The following is an 11,371-nucleotide window of genomic DNA, read 5'->3' on the forward strand; positions in this document are numbered from 1 at the left end:
CTGTAACTCAGTGGTCCGCTCTGCGCCTCTGTCGCAGCGGAAATGTGGAAAACACCTCCTGGTTTATCCACAGGATCTTGAGCCGCCAGGGGGCCGTCAGGGGCCGAAACGGACTGCTTTTCGAGCTGGGTCACGCTTCGGTCACGAATTACACGGCTGAAAGTCAAAGCTGAATGCTTGCTTAGGAAGTTATCCACAGGCAGCCTGCGCAGGACGTCCTCGACCGGTCGCCCGTGAGGAGATCCCGTTCGATCTCTGCCGCTAAGCCGCGCTTTGCGCGGCACAGGGCCCGAATGCGTGCTCACCGCGCCAGCTTCTCACCGACCCATGACACAGGGCCTTTCGGGGCTGAGTGCCATCCCGAATGGGGATCGATCGGCGGGACGCTGAGCGTCCAATTCCGCCACGACATGCATCACGAGACGGCATGGGCCGAGAACTGACATAAGGTCAATTTTGATGAAAAGGGCGCTTGTTTCCGGTAGTTAGGGTCAGCGTACGGCGCCGTCTCGCGCTGCCACCACTTCGGTGTAGAGCGGAGGCTGGTTGTCGTCCTCGAACATGCCGACCGGTGGCGGCGTGTAGGGCAGCGGATCACCGCCGTCGTTCTCGTCGCGAGAGTCCGCGAACGGCCCATCCATCGACAGGAGCACGTTCATGTGCGGGTCGCAGTGGTTGACGCACCAGGTGCTCGGCCCGTCCGTCTCGTCTCGTCGTGCGGCCTCCCACGCCCGCCACAGGGCTTCGATGCGCTGCACTGCCTCCTTGCTCTCCCACCAGGCCGCTTTCCAGCGCATGCCGCCCCCGGAGCCGTAGGCGATCACCCGGCGCCGGTAGGTGCTGATGAGCTGCTTGCGCACGAACTCATCCGCGGACCCGTAGTGCGTCGTCACTGCCTCCTCGTCTTGCGCCGGAGCGTGCTCCGAGGCGGGTGCGGAGTCCTCACCGCCGAACGGGTCGAAGTCGTCTGCGGTCATGCTTCCTCCATAGCGGCGGTAGTGACGAGGGGCGGCGTGGTCGGTGCGGGCTTGCCCGCTTTGTGGTTCGCGATGGAGGCGTTGATCGACTCCACCAGCGCCTTGGGTCCGTCGAACCACGGGACGGTGCGCAGGATCGCGGCACGGTTACCGGAGGACATCATCACCGCGCGCCCGATCTTGCGGCCCTTCCGCGGTGTGGGGAGGTTCGCCAGCTCCGCGACGTCGAGGATCAGTTCGCGCTTCAACGCGCTCGTGGTCGAGCGCACACCCTTGTTCATGCTCGCGGAGGTCGTCTCCCGGTCGTAGGTGCCGATCAGGTCGGACACCATACGCAGGACCCTGAACCGACCCCTTGACAGCACGGTGCTCGGAGCTGAGTGACGCGATGCGCTCACACGCACCGCTCGAGCAAAGGCTCGCTCCCTCCTCCCTCCGCCGTCACACCCAACTAGGAGGTACCACAGGGGCTCGCGGGTATGTAAACGCCCAGCCCCCATGCCCGTCGGCCACCCTTCCCGGCCACAGGGCCACGCCGCCGGGCCTGCGAAGCCCCGCGTTACCTCTTCTAGCGTTCCATAGCGGAACGCAATAAAGTCACTGCCTCGAAGGTAAGTTTCGGCTGGCTGGTATGAATTGCTTGCCCGACCCATTTGATGCCATTCTCATCAGCCTTGATAGACGCGGTTCCAACGGGTTCCGAAAGCTCTTGGGCTGTATCCATACCATGAAGTAGTGCGGCTTCCACTCCTTCGGACGTGAGAAGCTGTTCATGCCACCCGAAAACGTTGGAGGGTCCTCTTCGATATCTATAGAGGATGAAGGCGTCATTAGGTTCCTGTGCCCAGCAGTGAATAAGTTCGATATCACCAGCACGATCTTGCTTTAGGAAGACACGCACTCCTCGCAGGAAGGCGTCGGCTGTATGTTCCGCCTGTGTCATTGCCCAACTCCTCCTAATCGACAGTAGCAGAGGAGAAGAGTAGATTTCTTCTCCTCTGCTACTGACCGAACTTACTCCGTGAACATGATCTCCGGCAGGGGCGCGTAGTCGAACGCGACCTCGGTCACGTCGCTTGCGATCTCTGCCTTCAGCTCCTCGATCTCCGGCGACGCGAGGATCTCGGCCTGCTTCGCTTGTTGGTCCGCCGTGAGCCCTTCCTCCGCAGGCGTGCTCGACCGGCTAAACGGGTTGTCGACACCTGGGTAGTCAATCGAGTACGTCACCCAGTCGGCGCAGCGAGCTTCGCCGCCCTGCTTGCAGTAGAGGGTCTGCATGCCCATCTTTCCGCCGACGGGCCATCCGTAGTACAGGTCGTACGACCGGGGATTGTAGATGCCCAGCAACTCGACCTGCTCGCGGAGCACGCACCTGCCGTCGACGCAGTCGTAGTTGCCCGCGTAGGCCTTGAGATTGTAATTGCCGTTCCCCTGCAGCGTGCTGTTCGTGGAAGCCATCACCTTCTTCATTGCGTTGGTGCTCCAGATGTTGTGCTTGTGGAAAACCTTGTCGAGGCCCCACCCGCGCTCGATGTCTGCATCGTAGAAGCCGCGCCGGATCGGGAAACTCCCATGCGTACTGCTCGACACCGTCGCGAAGGTGTCTGTACTGGGGTAGCCGGCGGGCGGTTGTGCTGCCATCACCGGTCCCGTAGAGACCAGTCCGATTCCGGTGGCTGCGATGCCCGCAATAAGCAGGCTTGCAGCGAAGGAACGGAAACGCTTCATGCGATCCACCTTTAGCTTCTTGTCTCTACTCTCATTGGCACTTCTGAACTCCCTCAATGGCATATCGAACGGCCTTTCATCTGTAGCGTTTTTTCAGATGCGGATTGATCTCCGCGTTTGAAGAAGGCTTGCAGCGAAGTCAGGAACGGTCAAGAGCGGAGCTTCAAGTGGCGGGATAAGTGGCGCGTTCGTGAGCGAGGAGTCTTACTCGGATCTTCGTGAATTCGGCTCTACTTCTTTCCCTCCTCCGCTTTCGCTTGCTTCAGCGCCCTCGGTTGGCGTGGCCGGAAGGGTGGCGGCCAGCGCGCTGGTGAGATCACTTCGGGGGCCGCCCGCAATGCGACTCTCGTTGGCAGCACACTCCGATCGACCATATGAGTATGTGTCACGTTCCAGGCGTGTGGTGAGAGGATGAAAGGTATGACAGGAGCGAAAAATCGCAGCACACCAGTGAAACCACTCCAAGATCGAGCTGATCGAACGCGAGCCGCGATCGTCGCGGCGGCACGCGAAGTCGTCATCGAGGTGGGTAGAGATCGGGCGACAACCGCCAAGGTGGCGGCTCGCGCCAGCGTCGGCATCGGCACTCTCTACCGGTATTTCGTCGATTTCGCGGATGTGCTCGAGGCTGTTTATGCAGAGGATCCGATCTACGATAGACATCAAGCGGTACTGAGAGCTGCGCACAAGGCGACCGACTCGGAGAGCGCCGAGACCGTCGCGGTGGAAGCTCTTCAAGAACTCATAAAGGAACTCAGGGCTGAGTCGCTTCTCGAAGCCGAGCTGCGTCTTTACACCTGATCTCGGGATCGTGCGAGCAACCCGCGGTGTCCGCTCGCATCGCAGAAGGCCTTCGTTTGTTCAGCGAGCGCACGCATCGGATGCCTCGCCACGAGGGACCATCAGCGCTCGCCGCCCGACCGCTCCCCGAACTCCACGAGCTTCACGAACAGGTCCTCGATCAGCCAGCGGGTGTCGAACGCCTCGCAGACCCGGATCGTGTGCGGCCCGGAGTCGGGCAGGACTTCGCCGTCCGTGGAGAACCTCGGCGCGCGGCGCTCCCGCCAGCGCCCGCCGGCGGGGTTCATCACGGCGCCGATGGCCGGGCTGTCACCCAGCGACCGGAAGTCGAGCGGCCCGTACGGGATGGTGTCGTTGAACGCGATCAGCTGGTCCACCAGGTAGTCCCCGAGCGGGCTCGTGCCGCGCAGCCGGGTCCGCAGCTCGGCGTGGCCGACTCCGACTCCGGAGTAGACGGGCATCGGGATCTGCCAGAGGGCGATGCCCGACTCGAGGACGCGGTTCGCGGCGTCGACGTCGTTGATCAGGTTGAACTCGGGGCTGTAGGCGGGGATCTCGTCGTAGGGCGGGCCGCCGACCCAGACGACCACGACGTCGCGCGAGGCGATCGACGGCTCGAGCAGCAGGGCGGCGGCGACGTCGGTCAGCGGCCCGAGCACGGCGATCCACAGCCGGACCTCGTCGCGCAGCGCCTCGGCCACGATCAGGCGGGCGCCGTCCGACGCCTCGGCGGGCAGGGCCGACTCGGCGCCGTCGACGACGGTCACCGTCGAACCCGCCAACTCCACGATGCGATCGATCTCGGCGCGCGACTCCGCCATGCTCCCCGGCCGGCCGAAGTGCGCGGCGACGAGGCCGCGGACGTCGAGGGTCTCGGTCAGCAGCGCCTGGACGATCGCGAACTGGTCGTCGGCCTCGTTCGCCGCGTCGGTGCTGACGATCAGGCGGTGCGGGGGAGGCGGGGTCATGCGGACTCGCGCTGCACGAGGGTCGTCGCGAGGATCGGCTGCCGGTCGACCGGGCGGCCCTGCACGACGGCGACGACGGTCTCGGCGGCGACGCGGCCCATGTCCTCCAGGGGCTGCCGGATGGTCGTGAGGGTCGGATCCGAGGTGGTCGCGATGACGACGTCGTCGAAGCCGATGACGGAGACGTCGGCGGGGACGCGGCGGCCGGACGCCTGCAGGACGCGGATCGCGCCGTTGGCCATCAGATCGGAGGAGGCGAAGACGCCGTCGAGGTCGGGGTGGCGCTGCAGGAGGCGGGCCATCGCGGCGGAACCGCTCTCGAGGGTGAAGGCGCCGTGCACGATCGGGCTGGAGTCGAGGCCGAGCTCGGTCAGCTCGTCGCGCCAGCCGCGGATGCGGTCGCGGGCGGGCTCCATGTCGTGCGGGCCGGCGATGATGCCCAGGCGCCGGCGGCCGGAGTCGGCGAGCGCGCGGGCGGCGAGGCGGCCGCCTCCGTAGTTGTCGGAGTCGATGACGATCGCGTCCTCGGGCAGGGCGACGCGCGGGCGGCCGACCCAGGCGATCGGCACGGGGGAGTCGGCCAGCGCCTGGGCGAGGTGGGTGATCTCGTGCTGGAGGATCACGATCGCGCCGTCGACGGCCCGCGAGCGGAGGAAGCGGGGGATGCGGTCGCTGTCGTCGTGGTCGGCGGGCAGCAGCACGGGCTGCACCTCGCCGGCGTACAGGCCCTTCGCGGCGCCCTTCAGCACCGAGGTGAAGAACGTCCCGGTGAGGCTGTCGAGCTCGTTGAAGGCGACGATCAGGGCGATGGCCCCGGCCCGCCCGCCGCGGAGCATCCGGGCGGCGCTGTTCGCCTCGTAGCCGAGGGACTTCGCGGCGCGCTCGACCGCGGCGGTCATCCGGACGTCGACATTGGTGCCGCCTGCGAGCACACGGGCGGCGGTGGCGCGCGAGACGCCCGCGGCCTGGGCGACGTCCACCAGCGTGGGTCGAGTCATGCTGCTTCCTTCTGCGAGGGGAGGTTCCGGCTTCCGCGCCTCCCCGCGGAGCACGGTGGGGAGAGCGTCGGAGTGAAGACTCGCACGGGGCGGCGGGCGGCCGTCCGGAACTGCTCGATTTGCGAAACTTCCCTTTGATACTAGGCGGAGATCGTTATCTCGCGGAGACCGGTTCTCGCTTGCATCGTGCTCACGGGCGGGTTAGGTTGGCCGCCAAGAGATCGTTCTCTGAGGCCCGCCCTCACCGAAACCCTGCGAATCCCCAACGAAGAGGAATTGTCGTGAAAAGAAGCCTGACGGCCGTAGCCGCAGCAGCAGCAGTAGTCGCGCTCACCCTGACCGGGTGCTCGTCCGGAGGGGGAGGAGGCGCCTCGGACGACCCGAACGCCGAAGCCACCTTCTGGTCCTTCACCGGCATCAACGCCAAGGACAGCGTCGACGAGTACCTCGCGAAGATGCCCGACGCGAAGATCAAGCTCTCCGAGGTCGGCAGCACGACCGAGACCGCCACCGCCCTCACCGCGGCCCTCGCCGGCGGCAAGGTGCCCGACCTGGTCATGATCCAGAACGACGACCTGCCCCAGTTCGTCGCCAACAGCTCGAACTTCCTCGACCTGCGCACCCTCGGCGGCGACGACGTCGCCTCGACCTACCTCCCGTGGGCCGCCTCCGCCGCGACCGCCGACGACGGCTCCGTCGTGGGCGTCCCGACCGACGTCGGCGGACTGGGCTTCGCCTACCGCGCCGACCTCTTCGAGCAGGCCGGCCTGCCGACCGAGCCCGACCAGGTCGCCGAGCTCTGGAAGGACTGGCCGTCCTTCATCGAGACCGGCAAGAAGTACACCGAGGCGACCGGCAAGCCGTTCGTCGACAACATCGAGACCAGCGTCTTCTTCTCGACCGTCAATCAGGTCTCGGAGAAGTACTACTCGCCCGACGGCGAGCTGGTCTACGACACCAACCCGCAGGTGAAGGACGCGTTCCAGGTCGCCGTGGACACCAAGGACGCCGGCATCAGCGCCGGCATCGCCGCCTGGTCCTCGGGCTGGGCTCCGGGCCGCGCGAACGGCGCCTTCGCCGTGACGATCGCCCCCTCGTGGATCCTCGCCGGCATCAAGACCGACGCCCCCGACACCGCCGGCAACTGGCGCGTCACCAGCGTCCCCGGCATCGGCGGCAACTGGGGCGGCAGCGTCATCGCCATCCCCGCCCGCGCCGAGCACCCCGAGGCCGCCTGGCAGTACATCAAGACGATGATGTCGGCTGAGGGCCAGACCGACCACTTCAAAGCCTCGGGCACGCTGCCCGCCGCCACCGAGGCGGTCGCCAGCGAAGAAGTTCAGTCGTACACCGACCCGTTCTTCGGCGACTCGAAGATCGGCGAGGTCATGGCGACCTCCGTCGAGCAGTTCCCGTCCTTCTACAACGGACCGGACACCACCCCGATCAACGGGGCGCTCCTCAACACCCTCGTCGAGCTGGAGGCCGGCAACGTGACCTCCGACAAGGCGTGGTCGACCGCACTCGACACGGCCAAGCAGGCCATCGGCGGCTGATCGCCCCACCCACCCGAGCGGCCCGGCGCCTCGCGCGCCGGGCCCCTCCCCCCTTTCTCGACGGAGGTACTCCCGTGTCAACGGTGACAGCAGCACCACCCCGCAAGCAGCGCAAGCAGCCCAGCGCGCCGGTCCAGAAGGCCGCGCGGATCCGCAACTCCCTCTCGGAGCGGATCGCCCCCTACGCGTACGTCGCGCCCTTCTTCATCATCTTCATCGTCTTCGGGCTCTTCCCGCTCCTGTTCACGTTCTACGTCTCGCTCTTCGACTGGAACCCGATCGGCGAGCAGACCTTCGTCGGCATCGCGAACTTCCAGCAGCTCTTCGCCGACTCCCGGTTCTGGAACGCGCTGGTCAACACCTTCGGCATCTTCATCATCTCGACGGTGCCCCAGCTGCTGTTCGCCCTCTTCCTCGCGCACCTGCTGAACCACGCCCGCCTCCGCTGGGCGAACTTCTTCCGCATGGCGCTGCTGGTGCCGTACATCACCTCCGTCGCGGCGACCGCGATCGTGTTCGCGCAGATCTTCGACAAGAACTTCGGCCTGATCAACTGGTTCCTCGGCATCTTCGGACTGCCGTCGATCAACTTCCTCGCCACGAACTACGGCTCCTGGATCGTCATCTCGACGATGGTCTTCTGGCGCTGGTTCGGCTACAACACGCTCCTCTACCTGGCGGGCCTGCAGTCGCTGCCCCGCGAGATGTTCGAGGCGGCCTCCGTCGACGGCGCGTCCAGCTGGCAGCAGTTCCGCCACCTGACGATCCCGGCGCTGCGCCCGATCATCGTCTTCACCGTGATCATGTCGACCATCGGCGGTCTGCAGATCTTCACGGAGGCGCTCCTGGTGGCTCCCGAATCGGGCCTCACCTGCGGCGCCGGCCGGCAGTGCCAGACGCTGGCGCTCTTCCTCTACGAGCAGGGCTTCGGCCAGTTCAAGTTCGGCTACGGATCCGCCATCGGCGTCGTGCTGTTCGTGATCGTGGTCCTCGTCTCCCTCCTCAACTTCTACCTCTCCACCCGCACCCGGAAGGAGGCCGTCTGATGTCGGATGTGATCGACCAGGCCGTCCCGCAGACGCTGGCCCCCACGGTCCAGAAGGCACAGCTGCCGAAGCGGCGCGGGAAGGGCGGCGGAGTCGGCTGGCCGACCTACGTCTTCCTCGTGATCGCGGTGCTCGTCTCGATCTTCCCGCTCTACTACATGTTCGTCGTCGCGTCGGTCGGAGCGACCGCCGTCACGTCGATCCCGCCGCGCCTGTACCCGGGCACGAACTTCATGGCGATCGCCGAGAAGGTGTTCGACACCGTCCCGTTCATCGCCTCGATGCTGAACAGCCTCATCGTGTCGCTGAGCATCGCCGTCATCTCGGCGATCCTCTGCGCGATGGCCGGCTTCGCCTTCGCGAAGCTGCAGTTCCCGGGCCGCAACGTGCTGTTCCTGATCGTGCTGCTGACCATGACGGTGCCGGCGCAGCTGAGCATCATCCCGCAGTACCTGATCGTCTCGGCGCTCGACTGGGTCGACACCCTCCAGGCGATCATCGTGCCGGGCCTGGCCAGCGCCTTCGGCATCTTCTGGATGCGGCAGCACATGTCCACGACGGTCAGCGACGAGCTGATCCAGGCGGCCCGCATCGACGGCGCCAACTCGTGGCAGCTGTTCTGGCGCATCGCCTTCCCGGTGGTCCGCCCCGCGGCGTTCGTCCTCGGGCTGATCACGTTCACCGCCGTCTGGAACGACTTCATGTGGCCGTTCATCGTCCTCAAGTCGCCGGAGCTGTTCACGGTGCAGATCGCGCTGAAGCAGCTGCAGGCCAACCGCTCGATCGACGTCGCCCTGGCGATGGGCGGATCGTTCATGGCCACCCTCCCGCTGCTGATCGCGTTCTTCTTCGTCGGCCGCCGGATGGTGTCCGGGATCATGGACGGGGCGTTCAAGGGCTGATGCACGACGCTTCCCCAGCACTGCCCGGGACGGACGCCGCGCGTCCTCCCGGGCGGGACTGGCGGGACCGCGCTCTGCCTCCGGCCGAGCGCGCCCGCCTCCTGACCCAGGAACTCACCCTCGAGGAGAAGGCGGCGCAGCTCGGCTCCGTCTGGCTCACCGACTCCGCCGACGACTTCGCCCCGAAGCTCGACGACGGGCCCGCCGCGGGCGACGACCTCTTCACCGGCGGCCTCGGCCAGCTGACCCGCGTGTTCGGCACCGAGCCGGTCACCGTCCCGGAGGGCGTGCGCCGGCTCCGCGAGCTGCAGGAGCGCGTGGTCGCCGGCAGCCGCCTCGGCATCCCGGCCATCGCCCACGAGGAGTGCCTCACCGGCCTGGCCGCGTACGGCGCGACCGCGTTCCCCACTCCGCTCGCCTGGGCGGCCACCTTCCACGAGGAGCTCGTGGGCGAGATGGCGGAGGCGATCGGCTCGGACATGCGCGCCCTCGGCATCCACCAGGGCCTCGCCCCGGTCGTCGACGTCGTGAAGGACTACCGCTGGGGCCGCGTCGAGGAGACCCTCGGCGAGGACCCGTACCTCGTCTCGCAGCTCGGCGCCGCCTACGTGGCGGGGCTGGAGGGGACCGGCGTCGTCGCGACGCTGAAGCACTTCGCCGGGTACGCCGCCTCCCGCGGCGCCCGCAACCACGGACCCGTGAGCATGGGGCCGCGCGAGCTCGCCGACACGGTGCTGCCTCCGTTCGAGGCCGCGCTGCGGCACGGCGGCGCCCGCAGCGTGATGACCTCGTACACCGACATCGACGGCGTGCCCAGCAGCGCCAGCCGGCACCTGCTGACGACGCTGCTCCGCGACCGCTGGGGCTTCGAGGGCACGGTCGTCGCCGACTACTGGGCGGTGCCGTTCCTCCAGGCCATGCACCACGTGGCGGTCGACGCGGCCGACGCGGGGCGCCTGGCGCTGCACGCCGGGGTCGACGTCGAGCTGCCGCAGACGGCGGCGTACGGCGAGCTGCCGCGCCTGATCCGCGAGGGCGTCGTCGACGAGGCCGACCTCGACCGCTCCGTGGCCAGGCACCTGCGCCACAAGTTCGAGGCGGGCCTGCTCGACGGCGGCCCGCTGGTGCCCGAGGGGGCCGAGGAGGTCGACCTCGACAGCGCCCGCAACCGCGCGATCTCGTCGCGGATCGCGGAGGAGTCGGTCGTGCTGTTGCGCGACGAGGACGTCGCGGGGCTGCTGTCCTCCGGCTCGCTCGCCGTCGTGGGACCGGCCGCGGACCAGTTCCGCAGCCTGGTCGGCTGCTACGCGTTCCCCAACCACGTGCTCTCCAAGCACCCCGGGCACGACCTCGGCCTGTCGATCCCGACGGTGCTGACGGCGCTGCAGGAGGAGTTCGGAGCGTCGCGCGTGCGCTTCGCGGAGGGCGGCTCGATCACCTCCGCGTCGACCGACGGCGTGCAGGAGGCGGTGGACCTCGTCCGCGGCTCCGACGCGGCGGTCGTCGTGGTCGGCGACATCGCCGGGCTCTTCGGCGACGGCACCTCGGGCGAGGGCTGCGACGCGGCCGACCTCCGCCTCCCCGGAGCGCAGGAGCCGCTGGTGACGGCCGTGCTCGAGACCGGCGTGCCCACCGTGGTGGTCGTCCTCTCGGGCCGGCCCTACGCGCTCGGGGCGTTCGGAGCGGCGCGCGGACTCGTGCAGGCGTTCTTCCCGGGAGCGGACGGGGCGGCCGCGGTCGCCGGCGTGCTCTCGGGCCGCGTGGCTCCGACCGGGCGCCTGCCCGTGCAGATCCCGCGGCTCCCGTCCGCCTCGACCACGTACCTGCAGCCGTCCCTCGGGCTCTCGAACCCCGGGATCACGGCGCTGGACGCGACTCCGCTCTACCCGTTCGGCTACGGGCTGACCCGCGGCGCGGTGACGTATACGGAGCTGGCGACGGCGGCGGAGCTGCCGGTCGGCGGATCGCTCGACGTGGCGGTGTCGCTCCGGAACGACGGCGCCGACACGGTCGAGGTGGTGCAGCTCTACGCGGGCTACCCGACCTCGGCGGTGGTGCGGCCGGTCGCGCAGCTCATCGGCTTCGCGCGCGTGCCGATCGCGGCGGGCGAGACGATGACGGTGCACTTCCACGTCGACGCGGCCCGGCTCGCGGTGACGGGGGAGGACGGCCGGCTCGCCGTGGACCCGGGGCCGCTGCGGCTGACGGCCGGCGCCTCGGCGGCGGACGCGGCGGTGACGGCGGAGGTGTCGATCACGGGGGAGCGGCGGCTGCTCGCCGAGCGGGCGCTGCGGACCCCCTGGTCGGTGGCGCGAGGCTGAGCGGTCGGCGCCTCAGGGGGGAGGGGCCGACCGCTCGCGTGGACGTGGAGTGGCGCGGCTGAGGGCGCTGCGGA

At 68.0% G+C, this 11,371-nt stretch carries 11 protein-coding genes; 5 read left to right on the plus strand and 6 right to left on the minus strand.

The annotated features are described in order from the left end of the window. Window positions 1-491: 491 nt before the first annotated feature. The 4 genes from C5C36_RS14145 to C5C36_RS14155 all read right to left on the minus strand — a co-directional run bounded on the left by C5C36_RS14145 (window position 492) and on the right by C5C36_RS14155 (window position 2,714). Window positions 492-977 carry a DUF4913 domain-containing protein gene (locus C5C36_RS14145; RefSeq protein ID WP_104309928.1) on the minus strand — a complete coding sequence of 162 codons (486 nt, stop codon included), beginning with the start codon at window positions 975-977 and terminating at the stop codon, window positions 492-494. Further along, window positions 974-1,309, minus strand: a complete 336-nt coding sequence (locus C5C36_RS14150) for a hypothetical protein (RefSeq protein ID WP_104309929.1) — start codon at window positions 1,307-1,309, stop codon at window positions 974-976. Before C5C36_RS14150 ends, C5C36_RS14145 begins: the two co-directional genes overlap by 4 nt. Window positions 1,310-1,545: 236 nt before the next feature. Further along, on the minus strand, window positions 1,546-1,920 hold the full coding sequence (locus tag C5C36_RS17355; protein WP_146076867.1) for a hypothetical protein: 375 nt from the start codon (window positions 1,918-1,920) through the stop codon (window positions 1,546-1,548). 71 nt (window positions 1,921-1,991) lie between these two features. Continuing rightward, window positions 1,992-2,714, minus strand: a complete 723-nt coding sequence (locus C5C36_RS14155) for a hypothetical protein (protein ID WP_104262297.1) — start codon at window positions 2,712-2,714, stop codon at window positions 1,992-1,994. Between the two features lie 411 nt (window positions 2,715-3,125). Here C5C36_RS14155 and C5C36_RS14160 point away from each other — a divergent pair, with 411 nt between their 5' ends. After that, window positions 3,126-3,506 (plus strand): TetR/AcrR family transcriptional regulator, encoded by a 381-nt coding sequence (locus C5C36_RS14160; protein ID WP_181133827.1) that lies wholly within the window; start codon window positions 3,126-3,128, stop codon window positions 3,504-3,506. Window positions 3,507-3,607: 101 nt separating this feature from the next. Here C5C36_RS14160 and C5C36_RS14165 read toward each other — a convergent pair whose 3' ends face one another. Together C5C36_RS14165 and C5C36_RS14170 are read right to left on the minus strand one after the other, a co-directional pair. Further along, window positions 3,608-4,474 (minus strand): nucleoside hydrolase, encoded by an 867-nt coding sequence (locus tag C5C36_RS14165; RefSeq protein WP_104309931.1) that lies wholly within the window; start codon window positions 4,472-4,474, stop codon window positions 3,608-3,610. Continuing rightward, window positions 4,471-5,472, minus strand: a complete 1,002-nt coding sequence (locus C5C36_RS14170; RefSeq protein WP_104224675.1) for a LacI family DNA-binding transcriptional regulator — start codon at window positions 5,470-5,472, stop codon at window positions 4,471-4,473. The genes C5C36_RS14165 and C5C36_RS14170 overlap by 4 nt, the downstream gene beginning before the upstream one ends. A 281-nt stretch (window positions 5,473-5,753) precedes the next feature. On the opposite strand from C5C36_RS14170, the gene C5C36_RS14175 reads away from it, so the two are divergent. From C5C36_RS14175 to C5C36_RS14190, 4 genes are all read left to right on the plus strand, one after another. After that, window positions 5,754-7,028, plus strand: a complete 1,275-nt coding sequence (locus C5C36_RS14175; protein ID WP_104226495.1) for an extracellular solute-binding protein — start codon at window positions 5,754-5,756, stop codon at window positions 7,026-7,028. Between the two features lie 83 nt (window positions 7,029-7,111). Continuing rightward, window positions 7,112-8,074, plus strand: coding sequence for a carbohydrate ABC transporter permease (locus C5C36_RS14180; RefSeq protein WP_104224677.1), 963 nt, complete (start codon window positions 7,112-7,114; stop codon window positions 8,072-8,074). After that, window positions 8,074-8,976, plus strand: coding sequence for a carbohydrate ABC transporter permease (locus tag C5C36_RS14185; protein ID WP_104224678.1), 903 nt, complete (start codon window positions 8,074-8,076; stop codon window positions 8,974-8,976). Before C5C36_RS14180 ends, C5C36_RS14185 begins: the two co-directional genes overlap by 1 nt. After that, complete coding sequence (locus C5C36_RS14190; protein ID WP_104309932.1) at window positions 8,976-11,297, plus strand: glycoside hydrolase family 3 N-terminal domain-containing protein; 2,322 nt, start codon at window positions 8,976-8,978, stop codon at window positions 11,295-11,297. The genes C5C36_RS14185 and C5C36_RS14190 overlap by 1 nt, the downstream gene beginning before the upstream one ends. Window positions 11,298-11,371 lie beyond the last annotated feature (74 nt).

The sequence above is a fragment of the Rathayibacter sp. AY1G1 genome (assembly GCF_002932095.1).
Classification (GTDB): domain Bacteria; phylum Actinomycetota; class Actinomycetes; order Actinomycetales; family Microbacteriaceae; genus Rathayibacter.

Coding starts and splice junctions, on each gene's coding strand:
- C5C36_RS14145 (WP_104309928.1), bottom strand. CDS start 977: ATGACCGCAGACGACTTCGACCCGTTCGGCGGTGAGGACTCCGCACCC.
- C5C36_RS14150 (WP_104309929.1), bottom strand. CDS start 1,309: ATGGTGTCCGACCTGATCGGCACCTACGACCGGGAGACGACCTCCGCG.
- C5C36_RS17355 (WP_146076867.1), bottom strand. CDS start 1,920: ATGACACAGGCGGAACATACAGCCGACGCCTTCCTGCGAGGAGTGCGT.
- C5C36_RS14160 (WP_181133827.1), top strand. CDS start 3,126: ATGACAGGAGCGAAAAATCGCAGCACACCAGTGAAACCACTCCAAGAT.
- C5C36_RS14165 (WP_104309931.1), bottom strand. CDS start 4,474: ATGACCCCGCCTCCCCCGCACCGCCTGATCGTCAGCACCGACGCGGCG.
- C5C36_RS14170 (WP_104224675.1), bottom strand. CDS start 5,472: ATGACTCGACCCACGCTGGTGGACGTCGCCCAGGCCGCGGGCGTCTCG.
- C5C36_RS14185 (WP_104224678.1), top strand. CDS start 8,074: ATGTCGGATGTGATCGACCAGGCCGTCCCGCAGACGCTGGCCCCCACG.
- C5C36_RS14190 (WP_104309932.1), top strand. CDS start 8,976: ATGCACGACGCTTCCCCAGCACTGCCCGGGACGGACGCCGCGCGTCCT.